Annotated in this window: 16 protein-coding genes and 1 other annotated feature; of the genes, 10 read left to right on the forward strand and 6 right to left on the reverse strand. The window is 42.1% G+C overall.

What is annotated here, in order from left to right; translation table 11 throughout:
• Positions 1-16 precede the first annotated feature (16 nt).
• Complete coding sequence (topA, locus tag C9J45_RS00815) at positions 17-2671, reverse strand: type I DNA topoisomerase (protein WP_107292031.1); 2655 nt, start codon at positions 2669-2671, stop codon at positions 17-19.
• Positions 2672-3294: 623 nt separating this feature from the next.
• Between topA and C9J45_RS00820 the strand changes: the two genes are divergently transcribed.
• The gene (locus C9J45_RS00820) at positions 3295-3543 is read left to right on the forward strand and encodes a YciN family protein (protein WP_107292032.1); all 249 of its coding nucleotides are present in this window, start codon (positions 3295-3297) and stop codon (positions 3541-3543) included.
• A 59-nt stretch (positions 3544-3602) separates the two neighbouring features.
• Here the strand turns inward: C9J45_RS00820 and sohB are convergent, their stop codons facing one another.
• Entirely contained in the window at positions 3603-4664 is a 1062-nt protein-coding gene (gene sohB / locus C9J45_RS00825) for a protease SohB (RefSeq protein WP_107205677.1), read from the reverse strand.
• Between the two features lie 268 nt (positions 4665-4932).
• Here sohB and C9J45_RS00830 point away from each other — a divergent pair, with 268 nt between their 5' ends.
• Positions 4933-5706, forward strand: a complete 774-nt coding sequence (locus tag C9J45_RS00830; protein WP_107290432.1) for a YciK family oxidoreductase — start codon at positions 4933-4935, stop codon at positions 5704-5706.
• Positions 5707-5775: 69 nt separating this feature from the next.
• Here the strand turns inward: C9J45_RS00830 and C9J45_RS00835 are convergent, their stop codons facing one another.
• The 4 genes from C9J45_RS00835 to C9J45_RS00850 form a co-directional block, all read right to left on the reverse strand.
• Entirely contained in the window at positions 5776-6660 is an 885-nt protein-coding gene (locus C9J45_RS00835; protein ID WP_107290433.1) for a DMT family transporter, read from the reverse strand.
• A gap of 173 nt (positions 6661-6833) precedes the next feature.
• Positions 6834-7946 (reverse strand): 23S rRNA pseudouridine(2605) synthase RluB, encoded by a 1113-nt coding sequence (rluB, locus tag C9J45_RS00840; RefSeq protein WP_107290434.1) that lies wholly within the window; start codon positions 7944-7946, stop codon positions 6834-6836.
• Positions 7947-8286: 340 nt separating this feature from the next.
• Positions 8287-8907: an L-threonylcarbamoyladenylate synthase gene (locus C9J45_RS00845; protein ID WP_005370802.1), complete on the reverse strand. Its 621-nt coding sequence runs from the start codon at positions 8905-8907 to the stop codon at positions 8287-8289.
• Positions 8907-9797, reverse strand: coding sequence for a PHP domain-containing protein (locus tag C9J45_RS00850; RefSeq protein WP_107205673.1), 891 nt, complete (start codon positions 9795-9797; stop codon positions 8907-8909). The genes C9J45_RS00845 and C9J45_RS00850 overlap by 1 nt, the downstream gene beginning before the upstream one ends.
• 175 nt (positions 9798-9972) lie before the next feature.
• Positions 9973-10067: a sequence feature (Trp leader region), on the forward strand.
• Between the two features lie 79 nt (positions 10068-10146).
• Here C9J45_RS00850 and aroF point away from each other — a divergent pair.
• The 8 genes from aroF to C9J45_RS00890 all read left to right on the forward strand — a co-directional run bounded on the left by aroF (position 10147) and on the right by C9J45_RS00890 (position 19405).
• Positions 10147-11160: a 3-deoxy-7-phosphoheptulonate synthase gene (gene aroF / locus C9J45_RS00855; protein ID WP_107205672.1), complete on the forward strand. Its 1014-nt coding sequence runs from the start codon at positions 10147-10149 to the stop codon at positions 11158-11160.
• An 11-nt stretch (positions 11161-11171) separates the two neighbouring features.
• A complete protein-coding gene (locus tag C9J45_RS00860; protein ID WP_369917455.1) occupies positions 11172-12752 on the forward strand; it encodes an anthranilate synthase component 1 in 1581 nt (526 codons plus the stop codon).
• Positions 12753-12763: 11 nt separating this feature from the next.
• On the forward strand, positions 12764-13384 hold the full coding sequence (locus C9J45_RS00865; protein ID WP_107245498.1) for an aminodeoxychorismate/anthranilate synthase component II: 621 nt from the start codon (positions 12764-12766) through the stop codon (positions 13382-13384).
• A gap of 11 nt (positions 13385-13395) precedes the next feature.
• Positions 13396-14406 carry an anthranilate phosphoribosyltransferase gene (trpD, locus tag C9J45_RS00870; RefSeq protein WP_107205669.1) on the forward strand — a complete coding sequence of 337 codons (1011 nt, stop codon included), beginning with the start codon at positions 13396-13398 and terminating at the stop codon, positions 14404-14406.
• Between the two features lie 2 nt (positions 14407-14408).
• Complete coding sequence (gene trpCF, locus C9J45_RS00875; protein WP_107292033.1) at positions 14409-15809, forward strand: bifunctional indole-3-glycerol-phosphate synthase TrpC/phosphoribosylanthranilate isomerase TrpF; 1401 nt, start codon at positions 14409-14411, stop codon at positions 15807-15809.
• Between the two features lie 2 nt (positions 15810-15811).
• Positions 15812-17002, forward strand: coding sequence for a tryptophan synthase subunit beta (gene trpB / locus C9J45_RS00880; RefSeq protein ID WP_107292034.1), 1191 nt, complete (start codon positions 15812-15814; stop codon positions 17000-17002).
• Entirely contained in the window at positions 17002-17805 is an 804-nt protein-coding gene (gene trpA, locus C9J45_RS00885; RefSeq protein ID WP_107292035.1) for a tryptophan synthase subunit alpha, read from the forward strand. The genes trpB and trpA overlap by 1 nt, the downstream gene beginning before the upstream one ends.
• A 391-nt stretch (positions 17806-18196) precedes the next feature.
• A complete protein-coding gene (locus C9J45_RS00890; RefSeq protein WP_107292036.1) occupies positions 18197-19405 on the forward strand; it encodes a dicarboxylate/amino acid:cation symporter in 1209 nt (402 codons plus the stop codon).
• Positions 19406-19495 lie beyond the last annotated feature (90 nt).

A 19495-nucleotide genomic window follows, 5' to 3' on the forward strand; every position in this document is an offset into this window, starting at 1 on the left:
TAGCGAGAAATAAAGATTACTTTGTCTCTTTTTCTGCTTTCTCTTTCTTTGGCTTTTTACGCTTGTCCGTGATTTCCCACTTACCATCGACGTAAAGTGCAGTCCAACCTGAAGGCTTACCGTCAATCTCAGAACGCACGTAGTTTTCTTTACTCTTACGAGCAAAACGAACCACAGTTGGTAGACCATCTGGATCGGCCACTGGCGCTTCAGTTAGGTAAGTAAACTTAGGCGATAGACGATCTTTAAAGCGTACTAGCTCTTCCACTAACGGCGCACGTGTTTCACGTGATTTAGGGAACGTACTTGCTGCCATAAACAAACCAGACGCACCGTCACGAAGTACAAAGTAAGCATCAGTATCTTGCGTGCAAGGTATTTCTGGAAGATGTACTGGATCTTCTTTCGGTGGCGCAACTTCACCATTTTTCAGGATCTTACGCGTATTCTTACAGCTTTCGTTAGTACAGCCCATGTATTTACCGAAGCGACCGTTTTTCAGTTCCATATCAGAACCACACTTGTCACATTCGATAACAGGACCTTCATAGCCTTTAAGCTTGAACTCACCTTTTTCAACAATGTAACCTTCACAGCTTGGGTTATTACCACAAACGTGTAGTTTACGATCTTTGTCGATCAGGTAGGCGTCCATTGCGGTACTACAAATCGGACAACGTTTTTTGGCACGTAATGCCGCTGTTTCAACGTCTTCTTCAAGAACGTTAACAATGCCGTCTTCGTTACCTAAATTGATCGTTGTTTTACAACGCTCTTTAGGTGGTAGCGCATAACCTGAACAACCAAGGAATACACCCGTTGATGCGGTACGAATACCCATTGGGCGAGAACACGTTGGACATTCAATATCGGTTAATACGATATTGTTAGGCTTCATGCCGCCTTCTGATTCATCAAGCTCAGCTTTTTCAAGCTCAGTGGTGAAATCAGAGAAGAACTCATCAAGCACTTTCTTCCAGTTTTTCTCACCTTCAGCGATTTTATCGAGATTACCTTCCATACGGGCAGTAAAATCGAAATCCATCAAATCAGGGAAACTACCATCTAAGCGATCAGAAACAATCTCACCCATCTTCTCAGCATAAAAACGACGCTGATCAACACGCACATAACCACGATCTTGAATCGTTGAAATAATAGATGCGTAAGTTGATGGTCGACCAATGCCACGCTTTTCTAGCTCTTTAACCAATGCTGCTTCTGTAAAGCGCGCTGGCGGCTTAGTAAAGTGTTGCTTAGGCTCGAGTTGTTCTAGTTTCAATACGTCGCCCACGTTAACCATAGGCAGCGTAGTGTCTTCATTTTTACCCGATGGACGCTGTACTAGTGTCCAACCTGCAAAACGTAACGTACGACCTTTCGCTTTTAAGCTAAAGTCACCCGCTTTTACCGTAATCGTGCTCGAATCGTATTTCGCTGGCACCATCTGACATGATACGAATTGACGCCAAATTAAGTCGTATAACTTAACCGCATCAGCTTCCATACCTTCAAGGTTTTCAGCTTTCATTTCTACATGAGAAGGACGAATCGCTTCGTGCGCTTCTTGGGCATTTTTCTTACTGCCATAAACATTGGCCGCTTTTGGCAAATATTCATCGCCATACTCACTACCAATAAACTCACGTGCTGATTCAACCGCTTCTTTAGAAAGGTTGGTTGAGTCGGTACGCATGTAGGTAATGTGACCCGCTTCATATAAACGTTGCGCTAAGCCCATTGTACGCTTAACACCATAACCTAAGCGCGTACTCGCCGCTTGTTGCAGTGTTGAGGTAATGTATGGCGCTGATGGTTTACTGCTAGTTGGACGATCTTCACGATCAATCACTTCGTACGCTGCTTTTTCAAGTAACGCTTTTGCAGCCATGGTGTCTTTTTCATTAACAGGACGGAATGTTTTACCCGCCTGTTGAGCCACCATTAAACGTAACGCATCTTTACCAACTGTTAGTGTGTCAGCGTGGATATCCCAAAACTCTTCAGGATCAAAAGCATTAATTTCGCGTTCACGTTCAACGATTAATTTCACCGCTACAGACTGAACACGACCTGCAGATAAACCACGAGCGACTTTTTTCCACAATAATGGTGAAACCATAAAGCCAACAACACGGTCTAAGAAACGACGTGCTTGCTGTGCGTTTACACCATCAATATTAAGTTCACCAGGCTCTTCAAAGGCCTGCTGAATTGCATTCTTCGTAATTTCGTTGAACACAACGCGCTTATAGCGTGCATCATCGCCACCGATGATCTCACGAAGGTGCCACGCAATGGCTTCTCCTTCGCGGTCCAAATCGGTTGCGAGATAAACATAGTCAGCATCTGCTGCTAGTTTTTGTAATTCACTAACGACTTTTTCTTTACCCGGAAGCACTTCGTAATGCGCGTTCCAATCATCATAAGGATCAACCCCCATTTTACTGATCAGCGCTTTACGGTCTTTCTTTTGCTTGATGCGTGCTTTTTCTTCAACACTCAACCCTTTGGTCGATGTTGCCGCGGCTTTCTTGCCATTACTACGTGCACCTGTTGGTAAATCACGAACGTGACCAACACTTGACTTAACAATGAAATCCTTACCCAAGTACTTATTAATCGTTTTAGCCTTGGCGGGGGACTCCACGATAACGAGAGATTTACCCATAATGACTCTATTACGTCCTCGTGCTCGCTAAATATAAAAATAAAAAATTGCTACTGTATTACGGAGTAATTCAGCAACATTCAACCAATCTCATTAAGTCACTAATCATAAAAAGATAGGAGCAGTGAATTAATATGATTGCCTATGATCTTTTTCGTAATCAAACATTTTTGCAATGAAAAATTTCATTGCCGCTACGTAAAATTCTATTTACATATTGGGCTAGAATACAAGAAGGTCAACTGCTTTTTAACGAAATCTGTCTGTTTGGTTGCACCTTCCCCAATTGTTAACAAAATGTGTAACGTAAATGCAATGTAACAAACTATCAAATAACAGTTTGATTTAAAACGATATAGTCGAATAATAATGTTGTTTTACAAAAGCAATTCGCTACCACAAAATAAATTGGGTATGAATTTACGCAGATCATTACCATTTATCTAATATCACTGACTAGCGTAAAAAAATTTTTTATGTCTTTGGTCACACAATTAAAGACATTAAAACAAAACAAACCTTAATATTGATTAAATAATAAACACTCTACACTTTTGTTTATTTGTTTTATTCAATTAAGTTAAATAGACTATGCAGGCTATTCGATTGTTTGAGACTTTACTATGAGTGATAAAAAACCAATTTCATCAACTGATTTACTAATGATTGCTAACCAAATCATTCAAGATCAAGAGTCTTATATTGACGGGATGCGTGCAACTTCTGTAGAAGAGCGCGATGGTGTATTAATTTTCAAAGGTGAATATTTCCTTGATAATGAAGGATTACCAACACCAAACACCACTGTTGTTTTCAATATGTTCAAAATGCTCGCACACAAACTCTCTCCTCAGTTTACGCTAGCAAGCTAAAACGGATGAGAATAAAAAAACCCGCATCAAGCGGGTTTTTAATCTACGAGTATAAATACTTACATAAATGGACGCTGACCACGCGCAACCCACTTCATCAGTAAACTATCCGCAGCTTCGCTTGATGCGCCTGCTAGTTTCTCGGTAAGCTTCTTACGACGTACGTATTTTACTTTAAGTACTTCACGGTCTTTACATGCTTCAGTGATCAAATCATCACTGGTTGAGATCTGATCAACCAAGCCTAATTCAAATGCTTGTTGGCCGAACCAATGCTCGCCCGTTGCCACTTTTTCAAGATCGAGATCTGGGCGGTGAGCGGCAATAAAATTCTTAAATAAGCCATGAGTTTCTTCGATTTCCATCTGGAATTTCTCACGTGCTTTATCAGTATTCTCACCAAACATAGTTAATGTACGTTTAAACTCACCAGCTGTGATTTGCTCGTAGTCAATATCGTTCTTTTTCAATACCTTATTAAAGTTAGGTAATTGAGCGATCACGCCAATTGAGCCAACAATTGCAAACGGTGCTGAAACAATTTTATCAGCAACACATGCCATCATATAACCACCACTTGCTGCTACTTTATCAACTGCAATAGTCAGCTTAATACCTGCCGCTTTTAAACGATCAAGTTGAGATGATGCTAAACCATAACCATGTACCATACCGCCGCCCGTTTCTAAGCGTAATAGCACTTCATCACCTTCGATAGCAACCGCCAGAATTGCCGTGATCTCTTCACGTAATGACGATACTTCACGCGCATCAATACTACCGTGGAAATCAATAACAAATAAACGAGGATCACGTGATGTTTCTAAGCTGCCATTTTTAGCCGCTTGTTTCACTTCTTGTTGGCGTGCTTTATCTTTTTCTTTCTCTGATTTCTTATCCGCTTTATCGCGAGCTTTTAATAACGCTTTATCAAATAAGTGAGATTCAAGTTGGTTTACAGTGTCTTTGTATTGTTCTGTCAGATCGCTCACTTCCAGTTCACCTTTCTGCGAACCATGACGACCATTCAATGCTTTTACTAGTACCAATACACCAACAATCGCTACAACCACTGTCGCGATTTTGGCGAAAAATAGTCCATAATCAAATAAAAATTCCAATATCCAATCCTCTTTGTTGGCAGTAAAAAGTGCCAACCGTTATTGTAACTGTGTTATCACGTTTATCGCTATCTTCTCTTTCAGAAAAATGTAATGAATCGGTTTATAGATCACGTCTTAAGATGAAAGGAAATTTAATCAGCGAGTAAATTCTGATATGTTTTGTTTAGTAGTAATCTATATTGTTACCAAGCTCAATACTTGGTGGGGTTCTTCGGCGAATAATCAGCCAAAAAATAAGAAAAATCAACATTAGAAGGATGCTAACGTGGAATACCATAATGCTGCTGATTCTCTTAAAGATCGTGTCATTTTAGTAACAGGTGCCGGTGATGGCATTGGACGCGAAGCCGCTATTCAATATGCAGCCCATGGTGCAACGGTTATTTTACTCGGTAGAACAGTCGCAAAACTTGAAGCTGTTTATGATGAAATTGAAACTCTGGGCTACACAAAGCCAGCGATTATCCCTTTAGATTTAATGGGTGCGACTAAACAACACTATCTCGATATGGTGGATACCATCGAGCAACAATTTGGTCGCCTAGATGGTGTATTACATAACGCAGGGATCTTGGGCGTACTTAGCCCACTAGAACAAATTGAAGAATCGACCTTTGATGATGTCATGCAAGTCAATGTGAAAGCCCAGTTTTTATTAACTCAAGCTGTTATTCCGCTTATCAAGAAATCGTCCGATGGCAGAATTATTTTCACAACATCAACCGTTGGTCATAGTGGTCGTGCATTTTGGGGAAGTTATGCTATTTCAAAATTTGCAACCGAGGGCATGATGCAAGTCCTTGCTGATGAATTAAGCAACACCAATGTAAAGGTAAATGCGATTAATCCTGGCGGAACAAGAACAGGAATGCGAGCCAAAGCCTTCCCAGCAGAAGATGCAAAGCAGCTTAAAACACCAAAAGATATCATACCGCTATATGTATATCTAATGGGCCCAGAAAGCCACCATGTTTCTGGTAAATGTATCGATGCTCAGCCTAAGCGAACATCGTCTTACAGTCATTGTGAAGAAGAATAAATCTGCTCATTGATGATATAAACAAAAAAGCCGACGCAATTGTCGGCTTTTTTACAGCTAAATCTAGTGTTAGTGACTTTGTATTTTAAGTTGTTTTCGCCACTGCCAAGCAAATAAACAAGACAAGGTCAGTACCACAACCGCTGAGCCTAATAACACATTGTCTGTCGGTGTTTCACCAATGATCAACCATACCAACAACGGACCAAAAAGCACTTCCAGTAACAAGATCAAACTGGTTTCAGCTGCGGGTAAATAACGTGGCCCATGTGCAATCAAATAGAAAGACAATGGGATCACAACACCACCGAGTAAGAACATATAAATAGCATGTTGCATATCCAGTGCGAACGGTTTAGCGCCAACAGAAAGCGAAATAATCGATGTAAATACACCAGCCAGAATTATATAAATCGAGCCTAATTGCCCTTGGGTCTTACGAAGTGCTACAAGATAGACAGCTATCGCAACAGCAGAAACCAAAGCAAGCGAATCGCCTCTCAACTCGTCAACGGTGGGATGATAGCCGAACACTAACCCTATCCCACCCACAGCAATAATGATCGCAAAGATCGTTGCCTTATCTAACTTCTCTTTTAAGAAGAAGAAACCAATCACAGCCGTAAATAAAGGTGCTGTATTGGTAATAACTAACGTACTGGCCACTTGGGTATTATTCAGTGACAACACAAAACAAATGGTCGATGCGCTAAATAGTCCAGCAGTAATTAAAGTTAAAAGCGATGGACGCAGTAAATGTTGCGTGATCAGTTTTTTATCTGAAAACCACTGCACAATAAACAACATGGCAGCAGGTAAGAAGCCACGCCAGAAAATTAATGTCCATTCATTACTATCAATTAAACGCACAAGTAGCGTATCAAAACTTAATACCATCACGCCAAAGACCGTGATCAATCGTCCCCGTTGTTGCTCTTTCAATGCATCTAACATTGCTATACTCACTGGCTATTCGTTATATGTTTAGCATCCCTTCACAGAAAAGTGCACCACAGCAATATTCACACTTTTTACTCCGTTGCTCTTTGAGTTATACCACGTCATTTACCGGATACAAAAAAACCGACACTAGGTCGGCTTTTAATTATTCATTTAGTCTAAACCAATTACTTACGAGTACGTGGCTTAGCAGGCTTATTGGCTAAAGGATTACGGCGATTTGCTGCATTTCCTGAAGGCTTACGCTTACCTGATGTTTGTGGGCGACCTGCTGATTGTGGCTTACCGTTATCGCGACTGTCACGATTATCACGACCTTTTGCTGGTTGTGAACGACCATTACCACGATGCTCGTTTGATTGAGCTTCAACTTCAGCATTACGACTAGAGCCAGGGTTACGACGATCGTTACCACGACCACGACGACCGCGAGCACCGCCCGTTTCTACACGCTCTTCGTGACGACGAACAGCACGACGGATCTGACGAATGCCTTTTTTACGCTTTTGACCTTCAACAGTTAATGCTGTTTCAGTCTCAGGCGGAAGCTCAACTGTTGCACGAAGTTCATTCACTTCTTTTAGTTCAAGCTCACTCCAACCACCACGAGGCATATCTTTCGTTAGGTAAACATCACCGTAACGAACACGCTTAAGACGGCTAACAGTAACACCTTGCGAATCCCATAAACGACGAACCTCACGGTTACGACCTTCAGTGATCACTACGTAGAAGGTATGGTTCATACCTTCACCACCAGCGTAAACAACATCTTCAAAACGTGCTAAACCATCTTCTAGTTCAACACCTTTAACAACGTTCTTTACCATTTGCTCAGTCACTTCACCAAATACACGAACCATGTATTCACGTTCAACCGTGCGGCTTGGGTGCATTAAGCGGTTAGCAAGTTCACCGTCTGTTGTGAACAACAATAAACCTGAGGTGTTCGCATCAAGACGGCCTACTGATACCCAGCGACCTGTGTTTAAGCGAGGAAGACGATCAAATACAGTACGGCGGCCTTCAGGGTCGTGACGAGTACATAGCTCACCTTCTGGCTTGTTGTAAGCAAGAATACGGCAAATTTCTTCATCAGAAGAGATCAGCTCAATGTTATGACCATCAATACGAACACTTACTGATAAATCTTCAAGACGATCGCCAAGTTTAGCAACGACACCATCAACACTGACTCGACCGTTTTGGATCATTAATTCGATTTCACGACGTGATCCTTGGCCAGCTCGTGCCAATACCTTCTGTAATTTTTCACTCATTATAGACAAACCTTTGTCGCCTTCACAGGCGTCGAAATACTCATCAAAAGATTCCGGATAATATTTTCCAATTTAAAATCAGACTGTTACTTAACCAAAACCATTTATGCGAATAGCATTAATTTGGATTCTGTGTGAGGCATTAGCAACTCACTTTTTATCAGAATGTGGGCGCGCATTATGCCAAAAAACGGCAAAGTTAGCTATAAAAAGATAGTCGATTGCGAGGTTAGTTACAGGAAAATCAAACCAATAAAATAGGAATAAAAACAAAAAAGCAAACAGCTAGAAACTAACTATTTGCTTTTATTAGATTTACCTAGGTTTAAAACGTTCTAGATCATTCAAACGGTGTCACATCACCTGCACCAACTCGCACAATATTAATTTCACCTTCACTGAAATCAATCACTGTTGTTGGCTGCTCACCTAAGTAACCACCATGCATAATCAAATCAACAGCATGTTCTAACTTATCGCGAATTTCATCGGGATCCGCTTCTGTTGTTTCATTACCCGGTAAAATAAGACTGGTTGACATCAGTGGCTCACCTAGCGCTTCAAGTAACGCCAGTGCTATCGCATTATCAGGTACACGAATACCAATCGTTTTACGCTTAGCATTCATTAAACGGCGAGGTACTTCTTTTGTTCCTTTAAATATAAAGGTGTATGCGCCAGGGGTGTTATTACGTAAAAGACGGAAAGCGATATTATCAACACGGGTGTACAAAGATAGCTCAGATAAATCGCGGCATAACAAAGTAAAGTTGTGCTTTTCGTTTAAACGACGGATCTGACAAATACGCTCTAATGCTTGTTTGTTTTCTAACTGACAACCAAGGGCATAACCAGAATCTGTTGGATAAACGACAACGCCGCCATTTTTAATAATTTCTACCGCTTGTTTAATCAAACGCGTTTGGGGTGTTTCTGGGTGAACATAAAAAAATTGACTCATTATTCCTCCTTTGAGGCAGCAGGCTCAGCCTGAATTTCTACCTCTACTCGCTTTTTCTCAACTTCCCAATCATGCCAAATCGCTGGAACATCTTTAGGGAGCCACAAATTACGTCCTAATTCCGTCCAAGGTGATTGGTAATGAAAATCGGACCCTTGTGAAGCAAGTAAATTAAATTGTATGGCGTAATCCCCTAAGGTACGTCGTTCTTGCGGCCCTTGCTGAGGCTGTGATACTTCCATACCGTCACCACCAGCTTCAATGAAATGCTGGATTAATCGCTTAAGCCATTTTGCCGTCATATTATAACGGCCTGGATGGGCAATAACCGCTTTACCACCAGCGGCATGAATCACATCAATAGCATCGGCGATAGTGCACCAGTTTGGTGGTACGTAACCCGGATTTCCGCGTGTTAAGAATTTCTTAAACACCGCCTGCATGGTTTTCGCATAACCTTGTTCAACAATCCAACGGGCGAAATGTGCACGAGTGATCGATGCATCACCCGCAAGTTTAGCCGCGCCTTCAAATGCCCCTGGCATTCTGTTTTTTTCAAGTCGCGCACCAATTTCTTTAGCACGTTCAAGTCGACGCTCTACTTGCTGTTCAATAAACGTCACTAACGTTGGATTTTGTGGGTCTATATTAAGCCCAACAATATGAATATCAAAGTTTTGCCACACGGTAGAGATTTCAATACCGTTGATTAACGTAATAGGCAAAGCTTCTTGCTCTATCACAGTATGCGCTTCATGTAGGCCAGCAACCGTATCGTGATCAGTAATTGCCAGGATGTCGACCCGCATATCTACGGCTCGTCGAACTAATTCTTGCGGCGTTAAGCGACCGTCAGACGCTGTAGTATGGCTATGTAAATCAAACAACATAAGTTTTATTCTTGACTTTATAATCGTGAACTAGTTTACTAGTACGCAGATACCAAGTATCCAATACTTACTTGAAAGGCATCACGTACATTTAGCTGATAGAAAAAATGTAACTAATACCTAATAGGACTCTTACATGTTACAGCAAATTCAAAATCAACAATGCGTTTTCTTCAATAATTGGTGGTGGCACTCCTACTTACGGGCGGTGTGAATTGCTGTAACTCAGCAAAATAGCAACGAGCCCGCCATCAATGCGGGCTTTTTTATAACGCCGAATTTAACTAAATAAAAAATAAAACGAGCACTGCACCTAGCCTTCACTGCGACCATTAACAAGGATGACCTCATGATTATTGTCTTAAAACCGCAAGCAACAGAAGCTGATGCCAAAAGCCTACTAGCTCAAATCGACAGTGTCGGATTAAAACCGCTATATATGCCTGGCAGTGAACGCATTGTTTTAGGTGCATTAGGTGATGAACGTGTTTTACAACGCTTAAATATCGAAGCGAACCCTTTAGTTGAAACGGTAAAACCCATTTTAACTAAATACAAATTAGTTAGCCGAGAAGTCCAAGCCCACAACACAGTGGTACGTTTTGGCTCTGCTGCGGTCGGTGGCGATCGTTTTGCTGTTATTGCAGGCCCTTGCTCTGTCGAATCAGAGCAACAATTATTGTCTGTGGCTGAAATGGTGAAGTCTCATGGTGCTATGGCACTGCGAGGTGGAGCATATAAACCTCGCACCAGCCCTTATGATTTCCAAGGATTAGGTATTGAAGGGTTAAAATTGTTAAAAAAAGCCAATGACATGCTCGGTATACCTACCGTATCTGAAGTCATGGATGTGAGCCAAGTTGAAAAAATGACTCAATATATTGATTGTTTTCAAATTGGTGCGAGAAATATGCAAAACTATGGCTTGTTAAAAATTATCGGTGAAAGTAAAAAACCGATCTTGCTCAAACGCGGACTTTCAGCCACTATCGAGGAATTGCTGCTCGCTGCTGAATATATATATGATGCCGGTAACCCAAATATCATTTTGTGTGAACGTGGTATTAGAACGTTTGAGACAGCAACCAGAAATACATTGGATCTCAATGCTGTCGCTTATTTAAAGCAACATACCCATTTGCCCGTGCTGGTCGACCCAAGCCATGGAACAGGTATCCGTGAGTTAGTGATCCCACTCTCACGCGCAGCAGCTGCTGTTGGCGCTGATGGCATCATTGTCGAATCACATTTAAATCCATGTGAAGCCTTATCTGATGGTCATCAAGCATTAACCGCACCAATGTTTGAACAATTAATGCAGGAATTAAAACCGTTTGTGGAAGCGGCAGGGAGAACGCTGTGAATACTCACTCAATAGGAAATCATCCACTAGGGCAAAATACATTAGCGGCTAATGAGATCAATCTTCTCAGCCTTGATGTACCTTATGTTGCCGATCCCACTGAACTGTACTTTTCAGTTTGTGGCGATCGCCCGCACAACCTTTTATTAGAATCAGCAGAAGTTGATTCTAAGCAAGATTTAAAGAGCTTAATGCTTGTTGATGCAGCAGTACGTATTGTTTGCCGCGGTAAAGAAGTCACGTTGGAAGCACTCACCAGTAATGGTGTGAATGTCATTACGCATTTACAAAGCCAACTGCCTAACGATATTCATGCAGCACTAGATGGAAAAACATTAACCTTGGTATTTCCATCCCACGCTCATGATATTGATGAGGATAGCCGCTTACGCCAAACTTCATCATTCGATGCTCTACGTTTGATCCAACATGCCTTTGATACCAAGCACCACCCAAAAGAAGCCTTATTCTTAGGTGGTCTATTTGCGTATGACTTAGTCGCTGATTTTGAGCCGCTACCAGAAGTGAAGCAAGACAATAACTGTCCTGACTATATTTTCTATATTGCCGAAACCTTGTTGATTATCGATCACCAACGTCGTAAAGGCACGCTGCAAGCAACTTTATTTGGTGGCGAGCACTACACCAATAGCTATCATGATTTGAGTCGTCGCCTGCAAACGATTAAAGAGATCTGTTTAAACCCTCAGCCTGTGCCACCTGCACAAGTATTAGACAAATGTGAGCCAGAGGCGTCTATTAGCGATGAAGATTTCTGCCAAACCGTTAACGATCTTAAACAATACGTTATCAATGGCGATGTGTTCCAAGTCGTGCCGTCACGCCAATTTACTTTGCCATGCCCTTCAACGCTCGCAGCATATAAAGCATTGAAAATTGGTAATCCAAGCCCTTACATGTTCTTTTTACAAGACTCAGAATTTACCCTGTTTGGCGCCTCTCCTGAAAGTGCACTGAAATATTGTTCAGATTCAAACCAAGTAGAGATATACCCGATTGCTGGTACTCGACCACGAGGCAAAAACAGCGACGGATCAATTAACCTTGATTTAGATGGTCGTATTGAATTAGAGCTACGTTGCGATAAAAAAGAGAATGCTGAACACATGATGCTAGTGGATCTAGCACGTAATGATGTTGCAAGGATCAGTGAAGCAGGTAGCCGCTATGTGGCAGATTTACTGAAAGTTGATCGCTACAGCCATGTCATGCACTTAGTTTCTCGTGTAGTAGGCCAATTGCGAGGCGATCTTGATGCCCTTCATGCATATCAAGCGTGTATGAACATGGGCACATTAACAGGGGCACCGAAAATCCGAGCTATGCAGCTTATCCGTGATGTTGAACAACGTCGCCGTGGCAGTTATGGCGGTGCTGTCGGTTACCTTACTGGTCACGGTGATATGGATACTTGTATCGTGATCCGCTCAGCTTACGTTGAAAATGGTATTGCAAGTGTTCAAGCTGGTGCTGGCGTGGTTTACGACTCCATTCCACAAGCAGAAGCCGATGAAACGCGTGGCAAAGCGCAAGCGGTCATTAACGCTATTCGCACAGCACATCAAGGTTAAGGAGAACCACAATGACAAATGCAACCCCAGCCCATATTGTGCTACTCGACAACTTTGATTCGTTTACTTACAACCTTGTTGATCAATTTCGTTCTCTCGGTCACCCAGTCACCATTTACCGTAATAACTTAACGGCAGAGCAAGTAGAAAATGCACTTAGTGCTAAAAGCAATCCCGTTTTAGTGTTATCCCCCGGTCCTGGTGTACCAGCTGATGCGGGATGTATGCCCGAACTGATCCAACGCGTGAAAGGTAAAGTACCAATGATTGGTATTTGCCTAGGACAACAAGCGATTGTTGAAGCTTACGGCGGTAAAGTTTCAGGCGCAGGTGAAATTGTCCATGGGAAAGCTGCAATGATGAGCCACAACCAACATGCAGTGTTTGGCAATTTACCGAATCCTCTCTCTATTGCACGTTACCATTCTTTAGTCGCAACAGAAGTGCCTGATAGCCTAGAGACTATCGCCGATGTTAATGGCTTAGTCATGGCTGTACTGAACGAAGAAGATAAGGTATGTGGCTTTCAATTCCATCCGGAGTCAATCCTAACGACACAAGGGGCGGAGCTTTTAACACAGACCTTAAATTGGGTAACAACATCTAACGGAAAGAATAATTCAAAGCATTAAGGACGATGATTATGGATAACAAAATTTACGATATTGCCAATAAACTCTACGATCAAAAATCTCTGAGCCAACAAGAGAGTCACACCCTATTTGATGCCATTATCAAGGGTGAGGTCGATCCCATTATTCTGTCGGCCGTTTTAACCTCGTTGAAAATTAAAGGTGAAACGCCACAAGAAATTGCTGGAGCCGCAAGTGCTTTAGTCGCTAATGCCAACGCCTTCCCAAGCCCAGATTATGACTTTGCCGATATCGTAGGCACCGGTGGCGATGGTGCCAATACCATTAATATTTCAACCACTGCGGCATTTGTTGCAGCTGCGTGTGGAATTAAAGTGGCGAAACACGGCAACCGAGGCGTTTCAAGCAAATCTGGCTCATCCGATCTACTTGATAAATTTGGGATCAACCTTGCGATGACACCAGAAAACGCACGTGGCGCATTAGATGAACTTGGCGTGTGTTTCCTATTTGCGCCTGAATATCACGGTGGTGTACGCCACGCTATGCCTGTACGTCAAACATTGAAAACCCGCACCATCTTCAATGTACTGGGGCCTTTAATTAATCCAGCAAAACCTAACATTGAACTTATGGGGGTTTACGACAATAGCCTCGTTCGTCCGATTGCAGAAACCATGGCTACCATGGGCATGAAACGTGCGGCTGTGGTTCACGGTAGTGGTTTAGATGAAGTGGCTATTCATGGTGAAACCCATGTTGCGGAAATCATTAATGGCGAAATCACAGAATACACTCTCACTCCTGCTGATTTTGGTTTGGACACCTACCCGTTAGAGGCAATTAAAGGCGGCGAACCTGAAGAGAACCGTGCCATTATCACTAACATTTTAACCGGTAAAGGTACGCCAGCCCAAGTTGGTGCGGTGGCCGTCAATGTAGCCCTACTATTACGTTTATTCGGTCAAGAAGATCTTAAACAAAATACGCAACAAGCCATTGAAGTCATGCAATCAGGCAAAGCTTTTGAATTAGTGGAAAAATTGGCAGCACGAGGATAATCATGGAAACAGTATTAGCAAAAATTGTTGCTGACAAAAGAATTTGGGTAGAAGCACGTAAAGCATCACAACCACTTGATTCATTTATTGATGATCTCGTCCCAAGTGATCGCGACTTCTACCAAGCCTTATCATCCAATACTGATAACGGTGTAGAGCGCCCTGCATTCATTCTTGAATGTAAAAAAGCCTCACCATCAAAAGGTTTGATCCGAGACGATTTTAATCTTGATTACATTGCAAGTGTGTACAACAACTATGCGAGTGCGATTTCAGTCCTAACCGATGAAAAGTACTTCCAAGGTAACTTTGAGTTTCTCCCTCAAGTCCGTAATCAAGTACGCCAACCCGTACTATGTAAAGACTTCATGGTTGATACCTACCAGGTCTATCTAGCTCGTCACTATCAAGCTGATGCTATTTTACTTATGTTGTCGGTCCTTAATGACGAGGAATACCAAACCCTTGCTGATGTTGCTAATGAGTTGAATCTTGGCATTTTAACTGAAGTCAGTAACGAAGAAGAACTTGAACGTGCGATTAACTTAAAAGCGAAAGTTGTTGGTATTAACAACCGTAACTTACGTGACTTAAGCATTGATTTAGAGCGCACCAAACAGCTTGCGCCTAAACTATCGCAAGACACGATTGTGATTTCAGAATCAGGTATTTATAGCAATCAAGAAATTCGCCAGTTATCTCAATATGCCAATGGCTTTTTAATTGGTAGCTCGTTAATGGCTGAAGATAACCTCGATCTTGCGGTACGCCGTGTGTTACTTGGTGATAACAAGGTCTGCGGATTAACCGAAGCCAAAGACGCCACCATCGCTTACCAAAATGGTGCCGTTTACGGTGGTTTAATTTTTGTTTCTAACTCTCCTCGCTGTGTTGATATCGAGCAAGCACGCCATGTGATGACAGGCGCCCCACTCGATTATGTTGGTGTTTTCCAAAATGCAGAGCTTGAAACAATTGTCGATACGGCAAAACAACTTGCACTCAGTGTTGTGCAGCTACATGGCACAGAAACGCAGCAATATATTAATGAGTTAAAAGCACAACTTCCTGCTCAATGTAAAATTTGGAAAGCGCACGGGGTGTCAGATGCTTTACCTGATTTATCAGCATACCAAGTTGATAAACACCTTGTAGATAGTAAAGTAGGTAATCAAACAGGTGGTACAGGGACAAGCTTCGATTGGTCGTTGATCCAAAGCGGCGATCGCAAAGGTATATTACTGGCTGGTGGCTTAAATGCAGACAACGCACAACAAGCGGCAGCATTAGGATTTGATGGCCTTGATTTAAATTCTGGTGTGGAAAGTGCGCCAGGTAAAAAAGACCCGAATAAATTGAGTGCGGCATTCGCGGCAATCAAAAATATTAAGGACGATAAATAATTATGAGTAAATTAGATGCCTTTTTTGGCGAATTTGGTGGTCAGTATGTACCACAAATTTTAGTGCCTGCATTAGACCAATTGGAAGATGCGTTTATTGATGCGCAGCAAGATCCAAGTTTTCAACAAGAATTTATTACACTACTTAAAGAATACGCTGGTCGTCCAACTGCCCTAACGCTATGTCAGAACTTGACGAAAGGGACAAAAACAAAGCTATACCTGAAACGTGAAGATTTATTACACGGTGGCGCGCACAAAACTAACCAAGTGTTAGGTCAAGCATTACTTGCTAAACGCATGGGTAAAAATGAGATCATCGCTGAAACAGGTGCCGGTCAACACGGTGTTGCTACCGCACTTGCTTGTGCACTACTCGGCCTTAAATGCCGCGTTTATATGGGTGCTAAAGATGTTGAACGTCAAAGCCCTAACGTATTCCGTATGAAGTTGATGGGAGCAGAAGTCATTCCTGTCCACTCAGGCTCTGCAACCTTAAAAGATGCTTGTAATGAAGCAATGCGCGATTGGTCTGCAAGTTATGACAAAGCACACTACTTGTTAGGTACAGCGGCGGGCCCTCACCCATTCCCAACGATTGTACGAGAATTCCAGCATATTATTGGTGAAGAAACGAAAGCCCAGATCTTAGAGAAAGAAGGTCGCCTACCTGATGCGGTTATTGCTTGTGTCGGTGGTGGTTCAAATGCCATCGGTATGTTCTCGGATTTCATTGAAGAAACAGATGTGAAACTGATTGGTGTAGAGCCTGCCGGTAAAGGTTTAGATACCGATATGCATGGTGCGCCTCTTAAACACGGTACCTTAGGTATTTTCTTTGGTATGAAAGCACCACTGATGCAAGATCAACACGGTCAAGTTGAAGAGTCTTACTCTGTATCAGCAGGTCTTGATTTTCCATCTGTCGGTCCACAACATGCTCACTTAAATGCAACTGGTCGTGCTGAATACGGCTCTGTGACTGATGATGAAGCACTAGATGCATTCCAATTGCTCGCCCGTAATGAAGGGATCATTCCCGCGCTCGAGTCTGCTCATGCATTAGCTTACGCCATGAAGCTTATTCATGCTGAGCCAGAAAAAGAACAATTGCTAGTGGTTAACTTATCAGGTCGTGGTGACAAGGATATCTTTACTGTTCACGATATTTTGCAGGAAAAAGGAGCAATATAATGGATCGTTATCAACAATTATTCAGCACATTAGCTGAGCGCAATGAAGGCGCTTTTGTGCCTTTTGTTACCATTGGCGATCCAACACCAGAACAATCAATGAAGATCATTGATACCTTGGTTGAATCTGGCGCTGATGCTTTAGAGTTAGGTATTCCATTTTCAGATCCTCTCGCTGATGGCCCTACCATTCAAGGCGCAACTATTCGCGCATTAGAATCAGGCACCACACCAACCTTGTGTTTTGAATTACTGACACAAATTCGTCAGAAATACCCAGACGTGCCAGTCGGGTTATTGATGTACGCCAACCTTGTGTTTGCAGCTGGCATCGATAACTTTTATCAGCAGTGTGCAAAAGCTGGAGTAGATTCAGTATTAATTGCTGATGTTCCCGTTAATGCGTCACAAGAGTTTCGTGATGCGGCAAATAAATACGGTGTTCATCCAATTTTTATCGCCCCACCAAATGCAGACGAAACTACGCTCCAAGCTGTGTCTGAACTCGGTGGTGGTTACACTTACTTGTTATCACGCGCAGGTGTGACAGGGGCTGAAACAAAAGCAGGCATGCCAATTGAACATTTGCTTTCAAGCCTTAAAGCACATAACGCGCCGCCAGCTATTTTAGGCTTTGGTATTTCTTCGCCAGAGCAAGTTAAAGAAGCGATCACTGCAGGTGCAGCGGGCGCAATCTCAGGCTCAGCAGTCGTGAAAATTATCGAGCAAAATCTTGAAAACAACACTGTAATGTTAGAAAAATTATCTGCATTCATTTCATCGATGAAAGCAGCAAGTAAATAACGCATTCTAACGAATGTAATAAGCCCATACATTTCAGCTTACTGATGCTGTTCATGTATGGGCTTTTTTATACCTCGTTTAACTATCGTTAACGAAAAAGAGGGATTTAAATTTAAACACTAAAATGAAATTATTCACTTTTACTTAACCACGCAATAAAAAACCACCAGACGATAAGCAATTATTCTAATATATGCATATTGCTACCACTCTTTTTCAACGCTCAACAGAAAACCTCAATCCTCGTAATTGCAAGCAATGATGATTGCATGTAAAGGCACACCCAATACACATTCGCGTAACGATTAAAACTAAATAAACACGACTATGCTTACTATACTTTTATATCAATATTTTAGAGGTCAGTACTGTGCCAAATAATGGAAGTTTAATGAAAAATATTGGCGTACAAGTTGTTATTGCCATGTTTGTTGGCGCATTTGTTGGCGCGATGATGGGGCATTCGGCTTCAATATTTGCACCGTTGGGCAGTATCTTTATTCACCTAATTAAAATGTTAGTTATTCCATTGGTCGCTGTTGCTATCATTTCAGGTGCTGCTGGATTAGGTAACAGTCAATCTGCTGGTAAAGTTGGAATTACCACTCTGTTATTTTTTATATTTACCTCCGCTATTGCAGTCATGCTTGCTTTGGGAATGGGGCATATTTTCAAACCTGGTATCGGTATTGATCTTAGTGCGGTGTCAGGCCTCTTTGCTAAAACCTATGCCGACAAAGGCGAGCTGCCAACGTTTTGGAACACCGTATTAGGGATGATCCCGACTAACGTATTCCAGTCTTTAACCGAAGCTAATATTTTACAGATCTTAGTGTTTTGTCTATTTTTTGGTATCGCTGTTTCTAAACTAGAAAAAGAGCGACGAGATCCTTTAATCAACGGTATTAATGCCATCGTTGATGCTATGGTATGGATGATTAACGTTGTAATGAAAATAGCGCCACTGGGCGTATTTGGTTTAATGGCAGATGCGGTCGGCACCTTTGGTTTTGATGCATTGATGGTGGTCTTTAAACTGTTTATTGTTTACGTTGCCGCCATTGCTATCTTCGGTTTTGTGTTCTATCCCCTGCTAGTACAAATATTGAGTAAAACCTCTGCTCTCGAATTTTTATCCGCCATGAAAAAGCCACAGATAGTAGCCCTTTCAACCGCATCTTCTATGGCAACATTACCGGTTAACATGGAAACGTGTGAACAAGAATTAAGGGTCAGTAACGCTACCGCATCATTCGTTCTGCCATTAGGGGCAACAATTAATATGAGTGGTAATGCCATTTACTATGGTTTAGTTGCAACTTTCTTTGCTCAAATATTCCAAGTTGATTTAACCATAGGCGCCTATGTCGCCATCATTTTGACATCCACTTTAGGTGCGGTTGGACAAGCTGGTGTCCCGGGCCCCTCTTTCCTTGTGGTTGCCGTTTTGCTTTCAGCAGGTATACCCATTGAAGGTCTACCACTGTTATTTGCCCTTGATCGGATCTTTGACATGATAAGAACGGCACTGAATATCACTGGTGATGCTGCTTGTGCGGTGATTGTTGATAGGCTTATCGTTCAAGAACCGACTAAGTAATAACACAACTATCCTTTTCTTAGCGACGCCTATCTAACAAAAATAGGCGTCGCTTTTTCTTCGCTCTTTTTCATTCACCATACTAAAAGG

It is taken from the genome of Photobacterium sp. GB-1 (genome assembly GCF_003026165.1).
In the GTDB taxonomy this organism is placed as follows: Bacteria; Pseudomonadota; Gammaproteobacteria; order Enterobacterales; family Vibrionaceae; genus Photobacterium.